The 20,381-nt window shown below is 70.8% G+C and carries 20 protein-coding genes; 9 read left to right on the forward strand and 11 right to left on the reverse strand.

Annotation, left to right across the window (positions count from 1 at the left end):
* The 5 genes from CKO43_RS17860 to CKO43_RS17880 all read left to right on the forward strand — a co-directional run.
* On the forward strand, positions 1-278 hold a 278-nt coding region (locus CKO43_RS17860), incomplete at its 5' end, for an NAD(P)(+) transhydrogenase (Re/Si-specific) subunit beta (protein WP_200379428.1).
* Positions 279-414: 136 nt separating this feature from the next.
* On the forward strand, positions 415-2,082 hold the full coding sequence (locus tag CKO43_RS17865) for a long-chain-fatty-acid--CoA ligase (protein ID WP_200227779.1): 1,668 nt from the start codon (positions 415-417) through the stop codon (positions 2,080-2,082).
* 52 nt (positions 2,083-2,134) lie between these two features.
* A complete protein-coding gene (locus CKO43_RS17870; protein ID WP_200379429.1) occupies positions 2,135-2,620 on the forward strand; it encodes a hypothetical protein in 486 nt (161 codons plus the stop codon).
* Positions 2,621-2,669: 49 nt separating this feature from the next.
* Complete coding sequence (locus CKO43_RS17875; RefSeq protein WP_200379430.1) at positions 2,670-3,398, forward strand: 16S rRNA (uracil(1498)-N(3))-methyltransferase; 729 nt, start codon at positions 2,670-2,672, stop codon at positions 3,396-3,398.
* 72 nt (positions 3,399-3,470) lie between these two features.
* Positions 3,471-4,973, forward strand: coding sequence for an amidase (locus tag CKO43_RS17880; RefSeq protein ID WP_200379431.1), 1,503 nt, complete (start codon positions 3,471-3,473; stop codon positions 4,971-4,973).
* Here the strand turns inward: CKO43_RS17880 and CKO43_RS17885 are convergent, their stop codons facing one another.
* From CKO43_RS17885 to argS, 8 genes are all read right to left on the reverse strand, one after another.
* Entirely contained in the window at positions 4,974-5,612 is a 639-nt protein-coding gene (locus CKO43_RS17885; protein ID WP_200379432.1) for a DsbA family oxidoreductase, read from the reverse strand. It abuts the gene before it with no gap.
* Positions 5,609-6,844, reverse strand: coding sequence for a THUMP domain-containing class I SAM-dependent RNA methyltransferase (locus CKO43_RS17890; protein ID WP_200379433.1), 1,236 nt, complete (start codon positions 6,842-6,844; stop codon positions 5,609-5,611). Before CKO43_RS17890 ends, CKO43_RS17885 begins: the two co-directional genes overlap by 4 nt.
* Before the next feature lie 55 nt (positions 6,845-6,899).
* Positions 6,900-8,408, reverse strand: coding sequence for an RNA polymerase factor sigma-54 (locus tag CKO43_RS17895; protein ID WP_200379434.1), 1,509 nt, complete (start codon positions 8,406-8,408; stop codon positions 6,900-6,902).
* A 108-nt stretch (positions 8,409-8,516) separates the two neighbouring features.
* Positions 8,517-9,275: an LPS export ABC transporter ATP-binding protein gene (lptB, locus tag CKO43_RS17900; protein WP_200227794.1), complete on the reverse strand. Its 759-nt coding sequence runs from the start codon at positions 9,273-9,275 to the stop codon at positions 8,517-8,519.
* The gene (lptA, locus tag CKO43_RS17905; RefSeq protein WP_242481226.1) at positions 9,275-9,850 is read right to left on the reverse strand and encodes a lipopolysaccharide transport periplasmic protein LptA; all 576 of its coding nucleotides are present in this window, start codon (positions 9,848-9,850) and stop codon (positions 9,275-9,277) included. Before lptA ends, lptB begins: the two co-directional genes overlap by 1 nt.
* A 156-nt stretch (positions 9,851-10,006) precedes the next feature.
* Positions 10,007-10,654, reverse strand: coding sequence for a thiol:disulfide interchange protein DsbA/DsbL (locus tag CKO43_RS17910; RefSeq protein WP_200379436.1), 648 nt, complete (start codon positions 10,652-10,654; stop codon positions 10,007-10,009).
* Between the two features lie 64 nt (positions 10,655-10,718).
* Positions 10,719-11,354, reverse strand: a complete 636-nt coding sequence (locus CKO43_RS17915; protein ID WP_200379437.1) for an SPOR domain-containing protein — start codon at positions 11,352-11,354, stop codon at positions 10,719-10,721.
* The gene (gene argS / locus CKO43_RS17920; protein ID WP_200227802.1) at positions 11,351-13,057 is read right to left on the reverse strand and encodes an arginine--tRNA ligase; all 1,707 of its coding nucleotides are present in this window, start codon (positions 13,055-13,057) and stop codon (positions 11,351-11,353) included. Before argS ends, CKO43_RS17915 begins: the two co-directional genes overlap by 4 nt.
* A gap of 90 nt (positions 13,058-13,147) precedes the next feature.
* Between argS and CKO43_RS17925 the strand changes: the two genes are divergently transcribed.
* A complete protein-coding gene (locus CKO43_RS17925; protein ID WP_431191964.1) occupies positions 13,148-14,509 on the forward strand; it encodes a serine/threonine-protein kinase in 1,362 nt (453 codons plus the stop codon).
* An 84-nt stretch (positions 14,510-14,593) separates the two neighbouring features.
* Here CKO43_RS17925 and CKO43_RS17930 read toward each other — a convergent pair whose 3' ends face one another.
* Positions 14,594-15,514 (reverse strand): sigma-70 family RNA polymerase sigma factor, encoded by a 921-nt coding sequence (locus tag CKO43_RS17930; protein WP_200227806.1) that lies wholly within the window; start codon positions 15,512-15,514, stop codon positions 14,594-14,596.
* 135 nt (positions 15,515-15,649) lie between these two features.
* Between CKO43_RS17930 and CKO43_RS17935 the strand changes: the two genes are divergently transcribed.
* A complete protein-coding gene (locus CKO43_RS17935; RefSeq protein WP_200227808.1) occupies positions 15,650-15,943 on the forward strand; it encodes a PsiF family protein in 294 nt (97 codons plus the stop codon).
* A gap of 4 nt (positions 15,944-15,947) precedes the next feature.
* On the opposite strand, the gene CKO43_RS17940 is transcribed toward CKO43_RS17935, so the two are convergent.
* Entirely contained in the window at positions 15,948-16,862 is a 915-nt protein-coding gene (locus CKO43_RS17940; protein ID WP_200227810.1) for a LysR family transcriptional regulator, read from the reverse strand.
* A gap of 160 nt (positions 16,863-17,022) precedes the next feature.
* On the opposite strand from CKO43_RS17940, the gene CKO43_RS17945 reads away from it, so the two are divergent.
* Both CKO43_RS17945 and CKO43_RS17950 read left to right on the forward strand, forming a co-directional pair.
* Positions 17,023-17,709, forward strand: coding sequence for a haloacid dehalogenase type II (locus CKO43_RS17945; protein WP_200227813.1), 687 nt, complete (start codon positions 17,023-17,025; stop codon positions 17,707-17,709).
* Positions 17,710-17,720: 11 nt separating this feature from the next.
* Complete coding sequence (locus tag CKO43_RS17950; protein ID WP_200379438.1) at positions 17,721-19,910, forward strand: malate synthase G; 2,190 nt, start codon at positions 17,721-17,723, stop codon at positions 19,908-19,910.
* Here CKO43_RS17950 and CKO43_RS17955 read toward each other — a convergent pair.
* Positions 19,907-20,284 carry a TraR/DksA family transcriptional regulator gene (locus CKO43_RS17955; RefSeq protein WP_200227817.1) on the reverse strand — a complete coding sequence of 126 codons (378 nt, stop codon included), beginning with the start codon at positions 20,282-20,284 and terminating at the stop codon, positions 19,907-19,909. The genes CKO43_RS17950 and CKO43_RS17955 overlap by 4 nt on opposite strands.
* Between the last annotated feature and the right edge of the window lie 97 nt (positions 20,285-20,381).

The raw sequence follows: 20,381 nt of genomic DNA on the forward strand, positions 1-20,381 counted from the left end.
AGATGGAAGACATCAACGCCGAGTTCGGCCAGGCCGACGTGGCGATCATCCTGGGCGCCAACGACGTCGTGAACCCTGCGGCGCACGTCAAGGGCAGCGCGATCTACGGCATGCCGATCCTGGAGGCCTACAAGGCCAAGACGGTGATCGTGAACAAGCGTTCGATGGCTTCGGGCTACGCCGGTCTCGACAACGAACTCTTCTACATGGACAAGACGATGATGGTCTTCGGCGACGCCAAGAAGGTGGTCGAGGAGATGGTCAAGTCGGTCGAGTGAACCCGGGCCGGCCGCATGCGGCCGGCTTCACGGGGCTTCTCCCCCACCCCCCGGGCAGGTGAGACCTGCTCGGAATCCCGGATGACGCAGACGTAAGGGTCCCGACAGAATCCTGCGTCCCACGGAGACAAGGTGCATGGAGAAGATCTGGCTGAAGCAGTACCCCGCAGGCGTGCCTGCCGAGGTGAGCGTCGAGCTCTACCCGTCGCTCGTCGCGCTGCTCGAAGAGAGCTTCGCCAAGTACCGCGAGCTCGCGGCCTACAAGTTCATGGGTCGCACCGTGAGCTTCCGCGAGGTCGACGAGGCTTCGCGCGCGCTCGCGGCCTACCTGCAGTCGCTGGGCCTGGCGCGCGGCGACCGCGTCGCGATCATGATGCCCAACGTGCCGCAGTACCCGGTGGCGGTCGCGGCCATCCTGCGGGCGGGTTACGTCATCGTCAACGTCAACCCGCTGTACACGCCGCGTGAGCTGGAGCACCAGCTCAAGGACTCGGGCTCCAAGGCGATCATCATCCTCGAGACCTTCGCGCACACGCTGCAGAAGGTCTACGACGCGGTGCCGACGAAGAAGGTCATCGTCGCGGCGATGGGCGACATGCTCGGCCTGATCAAGGGCGCGGTCGTCAACCACGTGGTGCGCAAGGTGAAGAAGATGGTGCCGGCCTGGGAGATCCCGGGTGCGGTGCGCTTCCCCGACGCGCTCGCGCGCGGCCGCAACAAGCCGCTGTCGACGCTGAAGATCGGCCCCGACGACATCGCCGTGCTGCAGTACACCGGCGGCACCACCGGCGTCAGCAAGGGCGCGATCCTGCTGCACCGCAACCTGGTCGCCAACGTGCTGCAGTCCGAGGCCTGGTACCAGCCGGCGCTGAAGAAGATCCCGGCCGGCGAGCAGATCGTCACCGTCTGCGCGCTGCCGCTGTATCACATCTTCGGCTTCACCGCGAACATGATGCTGGCGATGCGCATGGGCGGCTGCAACGTGCTGATCCCGAACGCACGCGACTTCCCGTCGACGCTCAAGGAGCTGTCCAAGCACCGCTTCCACAGCTTCCCGGCGGTCAACACGCTGTTCAACGCCCTGGCCAACCACCCCGACTTCGACAAGGTCGACTGGAGCCACCTGAAGATCAGCGTCGGCGGCGGCATGGCGGTGCAGCACGCGACCGCCAAGCTCTGGCTCGAGAAGACCGGCTGCCCGATCTGCGAGGGCTACGGCCTGTCCGAGACCAGCCCGTCGGTGACCTGCAACCCGGTCGACACCGAGGCCTACAGCGGCGCCATCGGCCTGCCGCTGCCGAGCACCGAGATGTGCCTGCTCGACGACGAGGGCCGCGAGGTGGCGCCCGGGGCCGCCGGCGAGATCGCGGTGCGCGGCCCGCAGGTGATGGCCGGCTACTGGCAGCGCCCGGACGAGACCGCCAAGGTGATGACCGCCGACGGCTTCTTCCGCACCGGCGACGTCGGCATGGTCGACGAACGCGGCTACTTCCGCATCGTCGACCGCAAGAAGGACATGATCCTGGTCTCGGGTTTCAACGTCTACCCGAACGAGATCGAGGACCTGATCACGCAGATGCCCGGCGTGCTCGAATGCGCCGCGATCGGCGTGCCCGACGCCAAGGCCGGCGAGGCGGTCAAGGTGGTCATCGTCAAGAAGGACGCCGGGGTCAGCGAGGCCGACGTGCGCGCCTATTGCGAGGCCAATCTCACGGGTTACAAGCGCCCCAAGGTGGTCGAGTTCCGCACCGATCTGCCGAAAACCCCGGTAGGCAAGATCCTGCGGCGCGAGCTGCGGAACTGACGCGGCGCGGCCCGCCGCGCGCCCCGGGCGACCGGGCCACCAGGGGAACCCGTTGAGCGTACGTCTGCACAAGACCGACGCCGGCCGCGAGGCGATCCGGCGTCGCGACGCCGAACTCTCGCGTGCGGCGCGCAACCTGCTGCTGATCGTCGACGCCTCGCGTCCGGCCGAAGCCTGGCTGGCCGCCGTCGCCGGCGCCCAGGCCCAGGACCTGGAGCGCCTGCTCGCACTCGGTTATGTCGCCGAAGCGGCGGCAGCGGCCCGCGCCGTGGCACCGGCGGCGTCGCTGCCGCCCGAAGGCGCGCTCGACGCCGCGCTGCAGCGGCTCGAACCACGCACGCTCTACGACCTGCTGACGGCGGAGGCGCGCCCGCGGCTGGGCCTGGTCAAGGGCTACCGCATGGTGCTCGACGTCGAACGCAGCGGCGGGCCCGACGAGTTGCGCCGCCTGGCCCTGCGCTTCGTCGCCGAACTCCAGGAAGGCGCCGGCGCCGAGGCCGCACGTGCCTTCTGCCGCCGGCTCGGCGCCACTGTCTGATCCGGGCGGCGGCACGCCGCTGCCGGCCTCGGGCACACTGCGCGCCGCGATGAGCACACGCCTGTATCTCGATACCCCGCTGACCGCCGGCACGACGCTGGCGCTGCCCCCCGGCGCCGCGCGCCACGTCCAGGTCCGCCGGCTGCAGCCCGGCGATGCGCTGCTGCTGTTCGACGGCTCCGGCGCCGAATGGCCGGCCGAAGTCGCGGCGATGGGCCGCAGCGAGGTCACGGTGCGCGTCGGCGCGCCGCTGGCGGTCGAACGTGAACTGCCGTTCGCGGCGACGCTGGCCCTCGGCATGCCGGCCAACGACCGCATGGACGCTTTGGTCGAGAAGGCGACCGAGCTCGGTGTCGCGCGCATCCAGCCGCTGGTCTGCGAACGTTCGGTTCTGCGCCTGGACGGCGAACGCGCCGAACGCAAGCAGGCGCACTGGCAGGCGGTGGCCGTTGCCGCCTGCGAGCAGTGCGGGCGCACACGCGTGCCCCAGCTGCTGCCGGTGCGGCCGCTGGCCGGCTGGCTGGCCGACGGTGCGGCGCAGCAGGCGCTGGGCACGCGGCTGCTGCTGAGCCCGAGGCCTGGCGCGCGGCCGCTGGCCGAGGCGCTGGCCGCCGATGCAGCGTTCTGCAGCCTGAGCGGCCCCGAAGGCGGGCTGTCGCCGGCCGAAGAAGCCGAGGCCGAAGCCGCCGGTTTTGCCGCGGTCGGGCTGGGGCCGCGTGTGCTGCGCGCCGACACCGCGCCGCTGGCGCTGCTGGCCTGGGCCGGGCTGCGGGTCTGACCGCCTGTCGCGCCGGCATGCGCCGGTCAGAATCGGCGCCACCAGGACCCGCGGCGCAGGCCGCCAGCGACGATGCGGCACGACGAATACCTGCGCCACGACGCCAGCGCGCTGGCCGAACGGGTGCGCCGCGGCGAGGTCTCGCCGCCTGAGCTGCTGGCGCTGGCACGCGCCCAGGCCGAACGGGTGCAGCCGCTGCTGAACTTCATCACCCGGCCGCTGCCCGAGCTGGCTCAGGCCCAGCTGGCGCGAGCGCCCGCCGGCGCGCTGGCCGGCGTGCCCTTCGTCGTCAAGGACAGCGTCGCCGACGTCGCCGGCGTGCCCACCAGCTACGGCAGCCGCGCGTTCGAGCGTGTCGTGCCGACGCTGCATGCCGCGGTGCTGCGCCGGCTGCTGGACGCCGGCGCCGTCGTCTTCGCCAAGACCAACCTGCCCGAACTCGGCCTCAAAGGCGTCAGCGACAGCCGGCTCTTCGGGCCGGTCAGCAACCCCTGGGACCCGGCACGCAACGCCGGCGGCTCCAGCGGCGGCTCGGCCGCGGCGGTGGCCGCGGGTGTCGTGCCGATGGCCGGCGGCAACGACGGCGGCGGCTCGCTGCGCATCCCGGCGGCGGCCTGCGGGCTGTTCGCGCTCAAGCCCTCGCGCGGGCGCATCTCCAACGGCCCGGGCCTGGGCGAGGTCTGGTTCGGCGCCTGCAGCGAAGGCGTGATCTCGCGCAGCGTGCGCGACAGCGCGCTTGCGCTCGACGTCCTCTGCGGCGCCGAGCCCGGCGACCCCTTCGCGGCGGCGGCGCCGGCCGAGCCCTTCGTCGCCGCGCTGAACCGGCCGCTGCCGCGGCTGCGCGTGGCGTTCTCGACCGCGTCGCCGCTGGGCACGCCGGTGGACTCGCAGGCCGTGGCCGCGGTCGTCGCCGCCGCGCGCCGGCTCGAGGCGCTGGGCCACCGGGTCGAAGAGAAGGCGCCGGCCATCGACGGCGCCGCGGTGGCCTCGTGTTATCTCGCGCTGTACGCGGCGCAGATCCCGGCCGTCATCGCCTGGGCGCGTTCGCAGGGTGCACGCGACACCGACTTCGAGCCGCTGACACGCGTGATGGCCGCCTACGGCCGCGGTTTCGGTGCCGGCGCGCTGACGCTGAGCCTGGGCCAGTGGAACGTGTTCGCGCGCACGCTGGCCGCGTTCTTCGGGCAGCACGATGTCTGGCTGACGCCGACGCTGGCGCAACCGGCGCTGCTGCACGGCACGCTGGACCCCAAACCGGCCCAAGCCTGGGCGAGTTCGATGCTGATCGCCACCGGCCTGCTCGGCCCGCTGGCGCGGCTGGGGCTGCTGGGCGCGACCGTCGAGCGCCTGTTCATCCAGAACCTGGCGCCCTACCCCTTCACCCAGCTCGCCAACCTGGCCGGCGTGCCGGCGATGAACCTGCCGCTGCACTGGACGCCCGAAGGCCTGCCGCTGGGTGTGCAGGCCGTCGGCCGCATCGGCGACGAGGCGACGCTGCTGCAGCTGGCGGCCGAGCTCGAGGCTGACTCACCCTGGTTCGACCGGCTGGCGCCGATCGCGCGCGGCGCCGGCTGATCAGCCTTCGGCGGCGATCTCGCGCAGCGCCTGCTCGAAGACCTCGGGCGGCTGGCCGCCGGAGATCAGGTGGCGTTCGTTCACCACCACCGCCGGTACCGAGTGGATGCCCAGCGCGAGCCAGCGCTGTTCTTCGGTGCGCACGGCTTCGGCGTGTTCGTCGCTGGCCAGCAGCGCCGCCGCCCAGGCCGCGTCCAGGCCCACCGACGTGGCGATGCGCACCAGCTCGGCGTGGTCGCCGGGGTTGCGGCCTTCGCCGTGATAAGCCGCCAGCAGGGCGCGCTTCAGTTCCAGCCCGCGGCCCTGCAGCGAAGCGCCGTGCAGCAGCCGGTGGGCGTCGAAGGTGTTCCAGATGCGCGTGCGTTCGCCGAAGCTGAACCCCACCGCCGCGCCGCGTTCGGCCAGCGTGCGCCGCACCGCGGCGAACTGCTCGGGTGCGCCGCCGTACTTGCGCTGCAGGTGTTCGTCTATGGCCTCGCCCTCGGCCGCCATGTCGGGGTTGAGTTCGAACGGCCGCACGTGGATCTCGGCCTGCACCTCGCCCGCCAGGCGTTCGAGCGCGCTTTCCAGCGCGGCCAGCCCGACGGCGCACCAGGGGCAGACGACGTCGCTGACGAAATCGATGCGCAGCTGTTTCATGCGGCCTCCTTGTTCGAGCCGGCGACCATGTCGAAGCGGAACAGCCGGCATTCGATGGGCCCGTTCCACATCGGCACGCGCCGGCTCTCCTTCAGCCGCATCAGCGAGGGCAGCTTCATCTCCGGGCTCAGCACCCAGGCGGTCCAGCCGGCGTACTGGCGTTTCCAGTGCCCGGCCAGCGCGCCGAAGAATTCGGCCGACGAGCCGCCGCCGTCGAAACCTTCGCGCGCCGCACCGGGTGCGTCGGCGCGGCTGCTGCCGCTGCCCTTGGGCGCGATGCGTTCGCCGTAGGGCGGGTTCAGCATCAGCGTGCCCTGTGCGGCCGGCGCCGGGCGCTGCAGCGCGTCGGCGGTCTTGAACGTGATCGCCTGGCCGACGCCGGCGCTGGCCGCATTGCGCGTCGCGAAGTCGGTCATGCGGAAACTCACGTCGCCGGCGAACACCGCCACCGCCGGCGCATGCACCCGGTCGCGCGCCGCCTGCTGCAGCTCGCGCCAGGCGCCCAGCTGGTCGCGGAACGGCAGCAGGCGTTCGAACGCGAAGCGGCGCTTGATGCCCGGGGCGATGCCGCAGGCGATCTGCGCGGCCTCGATCGCGATCGTGCCGGCGCCGCAGCAGGGGTCGAGCAGCGCGCCGTCTTCTGCGCGCCCGTGCCAGCCGGCGGCGGCCAGCATCGCCGCGGCCAGCGTCTCCTTCAGCGGCGCCTCGCCCTTGACGCCGCCGGCACGTTCGTCGCGCCAGCCGCGCTTGAACAGCGCCTCGCCCGAGGTGTCGGCGTACAGCGTCGCGTGTTCCGGGCCGACGTAGAGCTGCAGCGCCAGGTCGGGGTGGCGGGTGTCGACGCTGGGGCGTTCGCCGGCGCTTTCGCGCAGGCTGTCGCAGACGGCGTCCTTCACGCGCAGGGCGGCGAAATTCAGGCTCTTCAGCGGCGAACGCTGGGCGGCGACGTCGACGCGCAGCGTCTGCCGCGGCGTGATCCAGTCGCCCCAGGGCACGCGGCGCGCGAGTTCGTAGAGCTGGTGTTCGTCGTGGTAGGCGCCGTCGGCCAGCGGCCAGAGCACCCGCTGCGCGAGCCGGCTTTCCAGGTTCAGCGCCATCGCCGCGCGTTCGTCGCCGTCGACCCAGACGCCGCCGCGTGTGGCTTCGGTCGGGCGGCCGGTGATGCGGGCGGCTTCTTCGGCCAGCAGGGCTTCGACGCCGCCGGCGCAGGGGAGGAACAGCGAAACAGTCATGGTGAGGCGGCGCGGGCGGTGGAACGCCGCACTGTAGTGCAGCGCAGGCGGAGGATCAGATGGCGCGGCGCAGCGAGGCCGGTGCGATCTTCAGCGCTTCACGGTACTTGGCGACGGTGCGGCGCGCGACCTGGATGCCCTGCTCCTCGAGCATCTGCGAGAGCTGGCTGTCCGACAGCGGCTTGGCGCTGTCCTCGGCCGACACCAGCTGCTGGATCAGCGCACGCACCGCGGTGCTGGACGCGTTGCCGCCGGCCTCGGTGTTCAGCGAGCTGCCGAAGAAGTACTTCAGCTCGAAAGTGCCCTGCGGCGTCGCCATGTACTTGGCGGTGGTGACGCGCGAGATCGTGCTCTCGTGCAGGCCCAGTTCGTCGGCGATCTCGCGCAGCACCAGCGGCTTCATCGCGATCGCGCCGTGGGTGAAGAAGCCCTTCTGGCGTTCGACGATGGCCTTGGACACGCGCAGGATGGTGTCGAAGCGCTGCTGGATGTTCTTCATGAACCAGCGCGCTTCCTGCAGCCGCGACGACAGCCCGCCGGCACTGTTGCCGCGCTGGCCGCGGATCGCCTGGGCGTAGAGGTCGTTGATGCGCAGCTTGGGCATCACGTCGGGGTTCAGCAGCACCTTGAAGCCGCGGCCCGCCTTCTGCACGACGACGTCGGGCACGATGATGTTGGACTCGGCCGGCGAGAACGGCCGCCCGGGCTTGGGCTCGCAGCCGACGATCAGCGTCTGCGCCTGGCGCAGCAGGTCCTCGCCGGCACCGGTGGCGGCGGTCAGCTTCTTGACGTCGCGGCGCGCGAGCAGCTCGAGGTGGTGCTCGCAGATGCGGATCGCCACCTCGCGCGCTTCGCAGCGCGCCTGGCGCCGCAGCTGCAGCGTCAGGCATTCGGACAGCGAGCGTGCGCCGACGCCGGTGGGCTCCAGGCTCTGCAGCCAGCGCAGCGCGCACTGCAGGCGTTCGGCCAGCTGCTCGCGCTCTTCCTCGTCCTCGATGCCGAGCATCTCGGCCAGGCGCGCGGCGATCTCCTCGACCGGGTCGGCGAGGTAGCCGTCGTCGTCCAGCGACTCGATCAGCACGTGCAGCGCCGCCAGGTCCTCGCCGGACAGGCGCATGCCGGCGATCTGCGCGCGCAGGTGGTCCTGCAGCGTGCCGGTGCCGGCGCGGCGGTCCTGCGCGTCGAGTTCGTCGTCGCTGTCGCTGACGCCCGACGGCGGCGTCTCGCGGATGCCGTCGAAGTCGTCGCGTTCGGTGCCGTTCTCCCAGTCGTCGCGTTCGGTGGTGCCGAAATCGTCGCCGCTGACCTCGGCCACCGCGGGTTCGGCGGCGGCGTCGGTGGATTCCTCGCGCTCGGCGACACGGTCGGTCGCGGCACGTTCGGCGACGGCGTCGAAAGGCGTCGCCGCCTCCTCGTCGACTTCCAGGAAGGGGTTCTGCTCGAGCATCTGCTCGACTTCCTGGTGCAGCTCCAGCGTCGACAGCTGCAGCAGGCGGATCGACTGCTGGAGCTGCGGCGTCAGTGCCAGGTGCTGCGACAGGCGGACCTGCAGGGACGGCTTCATGGGAACAGGCGGCGTTTGCCAAGCTGCCGCCGCGGATCCGGCTCCGCCGGTCCGCTGGAGGCGCCCCCCTGGGGGGGAGCGCCGAAGGCGCTACGGGGGGGGCTCATGTCACATGCGGAAATTTTCGCCGAGGTAGACCTTGCGCACCTCGGCGTTCTCGATGATGGCCTGGGGCGTGCCTTCGGCGAGCACGCTGCCTTCGCTGATGATGTAGGCCCGGTCGCAGATGCCGAGCGTCTCGCGCACGTTGTGGTCGGTGATCAGCACGCCGATGCCGCGCGATTTGAGGAAGGCGATGATGCGTTGGATCTCGATGACGGCGATCGGGTCGACGCCGGCGAAGGGCTCGTCGAGCAGGATGAAACGCGGCTGTGTCGCCAGCGCGCGTGCGATCTCGACGCGGCGGCGTTCGCCGCCCGACAGCGCCGGCGCCGGCGAGGCGCGCAGCTTCTCGATCGACAGGTCGTGCAGCAGCTTGTCCAGCAGCTCGTTGATGGTCGCGGCCTTCAGCGGCCGGCCGTCGGGGCCGAGCTGCAGCTCGAGCACCGCGCGGATGTTCTCCTCGACGGTGAGCTTGCGGAAGATCGAGGCTTCCTGCGGCAGATAGGACAGCCCCAGGCGCGAACGCTGGTGGATCGGCAGGCGCTCGACCGAGCGGCCGTCGATGCGGATCTGGCCCTCGTCGGCGCGTACCAGGCCCACGACCATGTAGAAGGTGGTCGTCTTGCCGGCGCCGTTGGGCCCGAGCAGGCCGACGACCTCGCCGGCCGCCACCGACAGGTGCACGTCCTTGACGACGCGGCGCGCGCCGTAGCTCTTCTGCAGGTGTTCGGCTTCGAGCCGGCTGGTCGTGGCCGCGACGTCCATCAGCGCTTGCTCCCGAGCGTGCGGGCCGGAGCCAGCGGCGCCGCGGATGCCGGCGCCGATGCCGGCGCGGCGGCGTCGCTGCGCGGGCTCAGCACCGCACGCACGCGGCCGCTCGGGTTGGCCGGCGTGGTCTCGCCACCGGCGACGTTGAAGGTCTCGGCCGAAGCGTCCCAGACGATCTGCGAGCCGGTGATCTCGTCGGCGACGATCGCGCCGCGCAGCCGGCGCACCGAGCCGTTGCCGACGAAACGCAGCGTGTCGGCGCGGCCGTCGTATTCGATGCGGTCGGCGACGCCCTCGACGAACTCGTCGACACCGTCGCGTTTCTGGCGGTAGCTCGCCTGGTGGCTGGGCGTGCCGATCGCGGTGGCGGCGCGGTAGCCGGCCTGGGTCTCGCGCAACTCGACGCGGTCGGCGCGGATGACCATCGTGCCCTGGGTGATGACGACGTTGCCGTTGAACTCGACCACCTGGCGCTGCAGGTCGACCGAACCCGGTCGGTCGGCTTCGACCACCATCTGGCGCTCGCGGTCGGCGCGTTCGGCCCACACGGCGCTGCTGAGCAGCGCCAGCATCAGGGCGGCGGCTCGGCGTATCGATTGGGGGCTGGGCGTCATATTCGGCACGAAACTTGCAATCATTCTATCCGCAAGTTCGTGCCGGCGGACAGCGCCTGCTGCCCGGTGTTGCGTGCGCGATGCGCCGGATCAAGACCCGGCGCTGCGGCCGCTTCAAGCGCCCTGGCGGGCGCGGCCGATCAGGTAGTCGGCGACGGCCAGCGCACGGTCGTGACCGCCGGCCAGTGCGCCGGAAGTGTAGTACCGGCCCTGGACGCCGATCGCCGGCACGCCGTCGATCTTGTAGGCCTCCGACAGCTGCTTCGCCCGGTTGGCCTTGGTCGCGACGCTGAACGAGCGGAAGGACTCGGTGAACTTGGCGCCGTCCAGGCCGTTGGCGACCATGAAGGCGACGATGTCCGACTCCGACAGCAAGCGCTTGCCCTGGGCGTGGATCGCGGTGAAGACCTTGCGGTGCATCGCGCCGACCTGGCCCATCTCCTCGAGCGCGTAGAAGATCTTCTGGCCGATCTGGTGGCGCGCGGTGAAACCCACCGGCACGCGCCGGAACGCCACGTCGGCGGGCACGCGCTTGCTCCAGGAATCGAGCAGCGGCTCGAATTCGTAGCAGTGCGGGCACTCGTACCAGAAGAACTCGACCACCTCGACCTTCTTGCCCTCGGGCAGCGAGACCGGCGCCGCCGTCTGCAGCCGCACGTACTGCGTGCCCTCGACCGGCCCGCCTTGCGCCCGGGCGGAGCCGGCGAGCGCCAGCCCGAGGCCCGTGCCGGCCAGGTGGATCGAGAAATCGCGCCGCTTCATGTGAGTCCTTTCGAGTGATCGTTGACGGGACGTGGACCGGCGCGATGGGCGCCGGGTTCCGTGATCACGGTTTTTCGGCGCGCACCAGCCGGGCGTCGATGCTGGCAGCCTGCAGCCGCCCCTGCACGCCTTCGGCCTCTTCGCGTGTCGCGTAGGGGCCTGTGCGTACCCGGAACATCGTCTTGCCGGCCTGCTCGCGTTCGCTCACCTTGGCCGCGAAGCCGAGCATCGCGAGGCGCGCGCGCTCCTGCTCGGCGTCCTCGGCGCGCGTGAACGCGCCGGCCTGCACGAAGTACACGAACGCTTCAGCCGCCTTCTCGGTGGACTGCCCGGAGAGGATGGCCGCCGGATCGCGTGTCGTGCCGTGCTGCGCCGCCGGTGCCGGGCTGGGGCTCGCGGCCCGGGTCGGCGTGGAGGCGGGTACCGGCGCGGGCGCGGGCGCGGGTGCCGGAGCTCCGTCGGTTGCGGCCGACGCCGGTGCCGGCAGCGACGGCTGCTTGCCGGCCAGCGGCGCGTTCGGGTCCCAGCGTTTGTTGCGTTCGGCCTCGGCGTTGTCCTGCTCGACGGTGCGCTGCGGCACCTTGTCGATGAAGGGCACCGGAGCCTTGGTGATGTAGAGCGCCACCGCGAGCGCGATCGCCAGACCGGCCAGCAGGCCGACGATGAGCCCGAGCGCGAAGCCGCCGCGCTGGTGCTTCATGCCTGGGACTCCGCGGCCGCGGGCAGTTCGCGCGACATCGACTCCGGCGCCGAGACGCCGAGCACCGCCAGCCCGTTGCGCAGCACCTGGGCCGTCGCGGCCAGCAGCGCCATGCGCGAGCGTGCCAGCGCCGGGTCGTCGACCAGGAAGCGTTCGCTGCCGTAGTAGCTGTGGAAGGCGGCGGCGAGCTCGCGCAGGTAGAACGCGACGTCGTGCGGCGCCAGGTCGGCGGCGGCGCGCTCCAGCATGCCGGGGTAGGCGGCCAGCTGCAGCATCAGCGCGTACTCCGACGGCGCCGTCAGCAGCGCCAGGTCGGCGTGCTCGAAGTCGGCCGTGCCCTGGTACTGCGCCAGCACCGAGCAGATGCGGGCGTGGGCGTACTGGACGTAGAAGACCGGGTTCTCGTCGTTGGCCTTGAGCGCCAGGTCGATGTCGAAGGTGAACTCGCTGTCGGACTTGCGGCTGCTGAGGAAGAAGCGCACCGCGTCGCGGCTGGTCCATTCGATCAGGTCGCGCAGCGTCACGTAGCTGCCGGCGCGCTTGGAGATCTTCACCTCCTGGCCGCCCTTCATCACCGTGATCATCTTGTAGAGCACGTAGTCGGGGAAGCCGGCCGGGATGCCGACGCCCGCCGCCTGCAGCCCGGCGCGCACACGCGCCACGGTGCCGTGGTGGTCGGTGCCCTGGACGTTGATGACCTGGGTGTAGCCGCGCTGGAACTTGGCGATGTGGTACGCGACGTCGGGCACGAAGTAGGTGTAGCTGCCGTCGGACTTGCGCATCACGCGGTCCTTGTCGTCGCCGTACTCGGTGCTGCGCAGCCACAGCGCGCCGCCGTCCTCGAAGGTCTTGCCGGCGGCGACCAGGCGGCGCACGGTGTCCTCGACGCGGCCGTCGGCGTAGAGGCTCGACTCGAGGTAGTAGTGGTCGAAACGAACGCCGAAGGCCTTCAGGTCCAGGTCCTGCTCGCGGCGCAGGTAGGCGACGGCGAACTGGGCGATACCGGCCAGGTCCTCGGGGTCGCCCGAGGCCGTGAACGTGCGGTCGTCGGCCTGCACGGTCTTCTTCGCCACGAAGTCGGCGGCGATCTCGGCGATGTAGTCGCCGTTGTAGGCCGACTCGGGCCAGCCGTCGTCGCCGGGCTTGAGGCCCTTGATCCGGCACTGCGTCGACAGCGCCAGCGTCTGGATCTGCACGCCGGCGTCGTTGTAATAGAACTCGCGCAGCACCTCGTGGCCCTGCGCGGCCAGCAGGTTGCTGAGCGCGTCGCCGAGCGCGGCGTTGCGGCCGTGGCCGACGTGCAGCGGCCCGGTCGGGTTGGCCGAGACGAACTCGACCATCACGCGCTGGCCGCTGGCGGGTTTGCGGCCGAAGGCCTCGCCGCCCTGCAGCACCTCGGCGACGACGGCCTGGCGTGCCGCCGGCTTCAGGCGCAGGTTGATGAAGCCCGGGCCGGCGATCTCGATCGCCTGCACCCAGCGCTGGAACGCCGGCTGCTGCTCGAGCAGCGCGACGAGCTGCTGGCCGAGCTCGCGCGGGTTCTTCTTCAGCGTGCGCGCCAGCGCCATCGCGGCGGTGACGGCGAGGTCGCCGTGGGCGGCCTGCTTAGGGGACTCGAACGCGGCGACGGGGGCCGCGCCGGGGGCCAGTTCGCCCAGCGCCACGGCCAGCGCCTGCAGCAGCTCTTGCTTCGCTTGGATCATCGGCCGATTCTACTTTTGGGGCTGGGGTGGCTTCAGTGTCGCGGGCTGCTGCCGAAGGTGGCAACATCGGCCGCCGGATCCACCCGGCGCATGAAGATGCCAGAAGCCACCACCACGACGCCCCCGTTCCTGGATCCGGAACTGCCCGAGCGCATCGGCAAGTACCGCGTGCTCGAGCGTCTGGGCGAAGGCGCGACCAGCGAGGTCTTCCGCGCGCGCGATGATTTCCGCGAGGAGGACGTCGCGATCAAGCGCGTGCGCCCGGCCGTCGTCGCCGACTCGCGCGAGAGCCATTTCCAGCAGCGTTTCTTCGCCGCCGAGGCCGCGCTCGTCGGCCGGCTGCAGCACCCGAACGTGGTGCGCATCCTCGACGCCGTCGCCGACGTCCAGGCGCCCTATCTGGTGATGGAGTACGTGCCGGGCGCGACGCTGCGCCGCTTCTGCCGCGCCGACGCGCTGCTGCCGCTGGAGCAGATCGTCGAAATCGGCTTCAAGTGCGCGATGGCCCTGGACTACATGTACCGCCAGGGCCTGATCCACCGCGACGTCAAGCCGGCCAACCTGCTGGCGGTGTTCGACGGCGATCAGGTCGTCGACGTCAAGATCACCGACTTCGGCAGCGTCTTCAACTTCGACACCGAGCGCACCCAGATCTACCGCGTCGGCTCGCTCGCCTACATGTCGCCCGAGCAGCTCGATGGCGACACGCTGGACTGCCGCGCCGACATCTATTCGCTGGCCGCGGTGCTGTTCCACCTGATCGCCGGGCGCCCGCCCTTCGACGCCCAGCAGCAGCCGGCGCTGATGCACCAGATCTACCGCGCCGAGCCGCCGTCGCTGCAGTCGCTGCGCGAAGGCGTGCCGGCCAAGCTCGAGGCGCTGATCCTGCGCTCGCTGGCCAAGAAGCGCGACGACAGGCCGGCCGACTGGGCGGCGTTCGCGCAGGCGCTCTCGGAACTCGTCGCCAACCGCGAGGTGCCGCAGGGCCACGCCCAGCACGTGCTCGATTCCGAGCGCTTCAGCCTGCTGCGCAAGCTCGAGTTCTTCTCGCGTTTCGGCGACGTCGAGCTCTGGGAAGTGGTGCACCGCGCGAAGTGGCAGCGGTTCCCGTACGGCCACGCGCTGTACCGCAAGGGCGACACCGGCAACACCTTCCACATCGTCGCCGCCGGCCAGGTGGACGTCTACCGCGACGGCCAGCGCGTCGCGCGCCTGGGCACGGGTACTTCCGTCGGCGAGATGGCCTACCTGGCGCCGAGCGAGGACCTGCGCACGCACAGCGCCGACATCCTGGTGTCGGAGCCGCTGACCAGCATCGCGTTCACGCCGCAGACGCTGGGCCAGCTGTCGGTGGACACGCGCCACCGCTTCGACCAGGCCTTCATCAGCGTGCTGGTGCGGCGGCTGCATGCCGCGCACGAGTCGATGGCGCATCCGCGGCGCATTCTGTAGCTGGCGCCTCCCGGCGCGTGCGGGGAACGCGCCTACCAGAGCGCTTAAACGAGCACGTGCCTCCGGCGCGTGCCCGTTCCGCACCTACCAGCGCGTCCCAGGCGGCACGTCGATGCGGATGCCGAAACGTTCGGCGGGGGAGACGAGCACGTCTTCCATCATCTCGCCCCACGGCCCGGCTTCCGGGTGCGACTGCAGTTCCTGCTCGCGCTGCACGACCAACGCCTCCATGTCGGCGCGGCCCGGGCGGCGGGCGCGGTCGGTGGCGCGCTGGTGCGGCACGTTGCCGAAGCGCACCGCCATGCGCCGCAGCAGCCCGTGGTACATCTGCGAGACACGCGACGGCGTCACCTTCAGCGAGGCTGCCAGTTCCACCGGCGACATGCCGACGCCCAGGTAGGCGTCTATGACCTGGCGCTCGCGTTCGGGCAGCTGGGCGAAGAAAGCCTCGAGCCGGCGCAGCACGATCGCGGTGTCGACACGCGCCTCGACCTCGTCCTTCTCGGTCGCCGGGTGGTGGCGTTCGGCGAACTCGGGCTCGTCCTCGTCGCCGCCGCCACTGCTGCTGCGCTGCTGGCTGGCCTGCGCCAGCTGCTCGAGCAGCGCGATCTCTTCGATGTCCATCTTGCACAGCCGCGCCAGTTCGGCCAGCCCGGCTTCGCCGCCGTTGGTCGAACGCCAGCGTTCGCGTGCGATCTGCAGCACCTTGATCTTGCGGCGCTGGGCGCGTGTCAGCACGTCCATCTGGCGCAGCTCGTCGATCATCGCGCCCTTGACGCGCTGGCGCGCGTAGCGCGCGAAGGCTTCGCGTGCCTCGGGCGACTCGCGGTCGCCTTCCCAGACGAAGCTGAGCGAGGCCTGCGCGACCGCGATCAGGCCGACCTGGATCAGGTCCGCCTTCTCGACGTTGGCCGGCAGATGCCGGACCAGCGTCTGGGCCTGCTGGCGCACCCAGCTCTGATTGCGTGCCACCAGCGAAGACGGCACCCCCTCCAACGAGATCATGGGCGCCTATCTTCCGGCCCGCGGCGCCAGGCCACAAGCGGCGAATTCGAAAACGTGCACGGCTCCCCCTGGCCCGGGGCCTGGCGCTCTGATCCAATTGACTGGGGCCCCGATGCCCGATCAAGGAGATACAACATGAAGATGACCACGATGGCCGCCGCACTGGCGGCGCTGCTGGCCTGCGGCCCGCTGCTGGCGGCCGAGACGGCACAACAAAGCAAGATGAAGACCTGCAACGCCGATGCCGCCGGCAAGAAGGGTGACGAACGCAAGGCCTTCATGAAGGAATGCCTGTCGGCCAAGCCTGCCGCCGCCAAGCAGACGCAGCAGGAACGCATGAAGTCCTGCAACGCCGAAGCCACCGGCAAGACCGGCGACGCACGCAAGGCGTTCATGAGCGAGTGCCTGTCGGGCAAGAAGGCCTCCTGAAGCATCAGCCGGCGGCCCGGGCCCAGTAGCCGGGGTCGCCGTAGCTGTGCTTGAGAAAGTCGATCCACAGCCGCACGCGCAGCGGCAGCAGCCGGCGCTGCGGAAAGACCGCGTAGATGCCGTTGGGCGGCGCGGCGAACGCCTCCAGCACCGCCACCAGGCGGCCGCTGGCCACTTCCTGCTGCACCTCCCAGGTGCTGCGCCAGGCGATGCCCAGCCCGGCCAGGCACCAGTCGTGCAGCACCTGGCCGTCGCTGCAGTCCAGGCGCCCGCTGGGGCGCAGGTGTTCGACCTGGCCGTCGACGATGAACCCCCAGCCGCGTGTCTGGCTGGCGTCGGACGACAGCGTCAGGCATTCGTGGCGCGCCAGGTCGGCCGGGGTCGCCGGCACGCCGGCACGCTGCAGATAGGCCGGCGTCGCCACGCACAGGCGGCGGTTGTCGGCCAGGCGCACGCTGACGAGGCTGGAGTCGGGCAGGTCGCCGACCCGCACCGCGCAGTCGAAGCCTTCGTTGACGATGTCGACGACGCGGTCGCTGAGGTTCAGCGACAGGCTCACGTCCGGGTGTTCGGCCAGGAAACGCGGCACCAGCGGCGCGACGTGACGGCGCCCGAAGCCGGCCGGCGCGGTGATGCGCAGATGGCCGCTGGCCTTGACGCCGCCGGCGCTGACGCTGCTTTCGGCGTTGGCCAGGTCCGCCAGCACGCGCTGGCTGTCTTCGAGAAAGGCGCTGCCTTCGTGCGTCAGCGTGATGCGCCGCGTCGTGCGCAGCATCAGCTTGACCCCGAGACGCTCCTCCAGCGCGTCGATGCGCCGCCCGATCACGGCCGGCGCCACGCCTTCGGCGTTGGCCGCGGCGGTCAGGCTGCCTTTGGTGGCAACGGCGACGAAGGATTCGATCTGTTTCAGGCGGGCCATGGCCGCGATTCGTGATGCCAGGGGTCTAAGTGGATGGCCATCTTATAGCCAGCCTGTTTCAACAAGGTTCGAATCCGCCCGCTTTCGTGCGTCCGCTGCACAGCACTTGGAACTTTGGCGTACTCAATCGCCGCCGGTCTTGCGATTAGATTGGCCTTCCATGTCAAGCCGCCCTCCGTTGCCCCGCGCCGTCGTCTTCGACGCCTTCGGCACGCTGTTCGACGTCTACAGCGTCGGCCTGCTGGCCGAGCAGCTGTTCCCGGGCCACGGCGACGCGCTCGCCCGGCTGTGGCGCGACAAGCAGATCGACTACACGCGCCTGGTGTCGATGAGCGGCCGCTACCGCCCGTTCTGGGAACTGACGCGTGCCGGCCTGCGTTATGCCGCGCAGCGCCTGGGGCTGGCGCTGGACGCCGCCGCCGAAGACCGGCTGATGAACCAGTACCGGCACTTGAGCGCCTTCCCCGAGAACCGCGAGGTGCTGGAGGCGCTCAAAGCGCGCGGCGTGCCGGCGGCCATCCTCAGCAACGGCGACCCCGAGATGCTGGCGGTCGCGGTGCGCAGCGCCGGCTTCGCGCCGCTGCTGCAGCACGTGATCAGCGTCGAGCCGGCGCAGCGCTACAAGACCGACCCGGCGGCCTACGCGCTGGCGCCGGCCACGCTGGGCTTGGCGGCACGCGAGATCCTCTTCGTCTCCAGCAACGGCTGGGACGCGCTCGGCGCCACCTGGTACGGCTTCACGACGCTGTGGGTGAACCGTGCCGGCCTGCCGCCCGAGCCCTTCGATACCGCCCCGACGCGCACCGGCAGCAGCCTGCGCGACGTCCTGTCCTTCTTCCCTTCCTGAAACGCTGACTCATGCGCACGACTTTCCACCGACTGCACGTCGACACGCTGCTGGCCCGCTTCATCGAGGACCAGGTGCTGCCCGGCACCAGCATCGAACCCGCCGCCTTCTGGGCCGGTTTCGACGCCATCGTCGCCGACCTGTCGCCGAAGAACGCCGCGCTGCTGGCCGAGCGCGACCGGCTGCAGACCGAACTGGACGCCTGGCACGCCAAGCATCCGGGGCCGATCAAGAACATGGCCAAGTACCGCGCCTTCCTCGAGAAGATCGGCTACCTGGTGCCGGTTCCGGCCAGGGTGAAGGCGACGACGAAGAACGTCGACAGCGAACTCGCGCAGCAGGCCGGCCCGCAGCTCGTCGTGCCGATCACGAACGCGCGCTACGCGCTCAATGCCGCCAACGCACGCTGGGGCTCGCTGTACGACGCGCTCTACGGCACCGACGCGCTGCCCGAGACCGACGGCGCCACACGCGCCGGCGCCTACAACCCGGTGCGCGGCGCCAAGGTCGTCGAATACGCGCGCCACGTGCTCGACCGCACCGTGCCGCTGGCCAAGGGCTCGCATGTCGACTCCACCGGCTACCGCGTCGAAGGCGGCCAGCTCGTCGTGACGCTGAAGGACGGCAGGACCGTGGCACTGAAGAAGCCGGCGCAGTTCGTCGGCTTCCAGGGTGATGCGGCGAGCCCGTCGTCGCTGCTGTTCGGGCACCACGGCCTGCACCTGGACCTGCGCATCGACCGCGGCACGACGATCGGCGCCGCCGACCCGGCCGGCGTCGCCGACCTCGTCGTCGAGGCCGCGCTGTCGACCATCCTCGACCTCGAGGACTCGGTGGCCGTCGTCGACGGCGCCGACAAGGTGCTGGCGTACTCGAACTGGCTCGGCATTCTGAAGGGCACGCTGACCGAAGAGGTCACCAAGGCCGGCAAGACCTTCACGCGCGGCCTGAACCCCGACCGCCGCTACACCGGCCCGAACGGCGAGGAGGTCGTGCTGCACGGCCGCTCGCTGCTCTTCGTGCGCAACGTCGGCCACCTGATGACGACGCCGGCGGTGCTGTTCGGCGACGAGCAGCGCGAGATCCCCGAAGGCATTCTCGACGCCGTCGTGACGACGACGATCGCGCTGCACGACCTGCAGCGCCACGGCGCGGGCGGCATCGTCAACTCGCGCGCCGGCTCGATCTACATCGTCAAGCCCAAGATGCACGGCCCGGCCGAGGTGGCCTTCGCCAGCGAACTCTTCGGCCGCGTCGAGGCGCTGCTGGGCCTGCCCAGCGCCACCGTCAAGCTCGGCATCATGGACGAGGAGCGCCGCACCAGCGTCAACCTCAAGGCCTGCATCGCCGCCGCCGCCGAGCGTGTGGCCTTCATCAACACCGGCTTCCTCGACCGCACCGGCGACGAGATGCACAGCGCGATGAAGGCCGGGCCGATGCTGCGCAAGGGCGACATGAAAACCAGCGCCTGGATCCAGGCCTACGAACGCCAGAACGTGCTCGTCGGGCTGGAATGCGGGCTGCGCGGCAAGGCGCAGATCGGCAAGGGCATGTGGGCCATGCCCGACCTGATGGCGGCGATGCTGCAGCAGAAGATCGCCCACCCGCTGGCCGGCGCCAACACCGCCTGGGTGCCGAGCCCGACCGCGGCGACGCTGCACGCGCTGCACTACCACCAGGTCGACGTCTTCAAGATCCAGAAGGCGCTGGAGAAGACCGACGTCGACGCCGAACGCGAGGCGCTGCTCGAAGGCCTGCTGACGATCCCGGTCGTCAAGAAGGCCAAGTGGAGCGAGGCCGAGATCCAGCAGGAGCTGGACAACAACGCCCAGGGCATCCTGGGTTACGTCGTGCGCTGGGTCGACCAGGGCGTGGGCTGTTCCAAGGTGCCCGACATCCACGACGTCGGCCTGATGGAAGACCGGGCGACGCTGCGCATCTCCAGCCAGCACATCGCCAACTGGCTGGAGCACGGCGTCGTCGACAAGGCGCGTGTGCGCGCCACCTTCAAGCGCATGGCCAAGGTCGTCGACGCGCAGAACGCCGGCGACCCGGCCTACCGCGCCATGGCCGGCCACGCCAAGGACAGCGCCGCCTTCCAGGCCGCCAGCGACCTGGTGTTCAAGGGCACGAAACAGCCCTCCGGCTACACCGAGCCGCTGCTGCACGCCTGGCGGCTGAAGGTGAAGGCGGCGTCCTAAGGCCGCGGCGCGCGCTCGCGCTGGCCCTCGCAGGCGACGCAGCGCAGCGCCCAGGGTTCGGCCTTCAGGCGGTCGAACGGGATCTCGGCGTCGCAGTCGGCGCAGCGGCCGTAGTCGCCGGCGTGCAGCCGGCGCAGCGCCGCACTGACCGCACCGACTTCACGCAGCTCCAGGTCGGACAGCGCCATGTCGACGTCGCGTTCGTCCTCGCGCTGCGGCTGGTCGTCGTGGTCCTGCTCGCGCAGCTCACGCGCGTGTTCGACCCGCGACAGGCCGCGGTGGTGGTCCTCGAGCCGCCGGTCGAGCTGATGCTGGCGCTGCACGAGCGCGGCTTCGAGCAGGGCCTGCTGGCCCGCCGTCAGGTGGGTGGACATCGTCTTCTCCTCGCACAGGCTCAGCGACGCAGCCGCATCCATCTTGCGCCCGAAGAGGCCTCCCGTGTTGAGTGCGCGCAAGCGGGGTGCTGCTGCA

The organism is Rubrivivax gelatinosus (genome assembly GCF_016583785.1).
Lineage (GTDB): Bacteria > Pseudomonadota > Gammaproteobacteria > Burkholderiales > Burkholderiaceae_C > Rubrivivax > Rubrivivax gelatinosus_B.

Excerpts from the sequence above, each read along its gene's own strand:
- CKO43_RS17865 (WP_200227779.1), top strand. The coding sequence starts at position 415 with ATGGAGAAGATCTGGCTGAAGCAGTACCCCGCAGGCGTGCCTGCCGAG.
- CKO43_RS17875 (WP_200379430.1), top strand. The coding sequence starts at position 2,670 with ATGAGCACACGCCTGTATCTCGATACCCCGCTGACCGCCGGCACGACG.
- CKO43_RS17880 (WP_200379431.1), top strand. The coding sequence starts at position 3,471 with ATGCGGCACGACGAATACCTGCGCCACGACGCCAGCGCGCTGGCCGAA.
- CKO43_RS17885 (WP_200379432.1), bottom strand. The coding sequence starts at position 5,612 with ATGAAACAGCTGCGCATCGATTTCGTCAGCGACGTCGTCTGCCCCTGG.
- CKO43_RS17890 (WP_200379433.1), bottom strand. The coding sequence starts at position 6,844 with ATGACTGTTTCGCTGTTCCTCCCCTGCGCCGGCGGCGTCGAAGCCCTG.
- CKO43_RS17895 (WP_200379434.1), bottom strand. The coding sequence starts at position 8,408 with ATGAAGCCGTCCCTGCAGGTCCGCCTGTCGCAGCACCTGGCACTGACG.
- lptB (WP_200227794.1), bottom strand. The coding sequence starts at position 9,275 with ATGGACGTCGCGGCCACGACCAGCCGGCTCGAAGCCGAACACCTGCAG.
- lptA (WP_242481226.1), bottom strand. The coding sequence starts at position 9,850 with ATGCTGGCGCTGCTCAGCAGCGCCGTGTGGGCCGAACGCGCCGACCGC.
- CKO43_RS17910 (WP_200379436.1), bottom strand. The coding sequence starts at position 10,654 with ATGAAGCGGCGCGATTTCTCGATCCACCTGGCCGGCACGGGCCTCGGG.
- CKO43_RS17915 (WP_200379437.1), bottom strand. The coding sequence starts at position 11,354 with ATGAAGCACCAGCGCGGCGGCTTCGCGCTCGGGCTCATCGTCGGCCTG.
- argS (WP_200227802.1), bottom strand. The coding sequence starts at position 13,057 with ATGATCCAAGCGAAGCAAGAGCTGCTGCAGGCGCTGGCCGTGGCGCTG.
- CKO43_RS17925 (WP_431191964.1), top strand. The coding sequence starts at position 13,148 with ATGAAGATGCCAGAAGCCACCACCACGACGCCCCCGTTCCTGGATCCG.
- CKO43_RS17930 (WP_200227806.1), bottom strand. The coding sequence starts at position 15,514 with ATGATCTCGTTGGAGGGGGTGCCGTCTTCGCTGGTGGCACGCAATCAG.
- CKO43_RS17935 (WP_200227808.1), top strand. The coding sequence starts at position 15,650 with ATGAAGATGACCACGATGGCCGCCGCACTGGCGGCGCTGCTGGCCTGC.
- CKO43_RS17940 (WP_200227810.1), bottom strand. The coding sequence starts at position 16,862 with ATGGCCCGCCTGAAACAGATCGAATCCTTCGTCGCCGTTGCCACCAAA.
- CKO43_RS17945 (WP_200227813.1), top strand. The coding sequence starts at position 17,023 with ATGTCAAGCCGCCCTCCGTTGCCCCGCGCCGTCGTCTTCGACGCCTTC.
- CKO43_RS17950 (WP_200379438.1), top strand. The coding sequence starts at position 17,721 with ATGCGCACGACTTTCCACCGACTGCACGTCGACACGCTGCTGGCCCGC.
- CKO43_RS17955 (WP_200227817.1), bottom strand. The coding sequence starts at position 20,284 with ATGTCCACCCACCTGACGGCGGGCCAGCAGGCCCTGCTCGAAGCCGCG.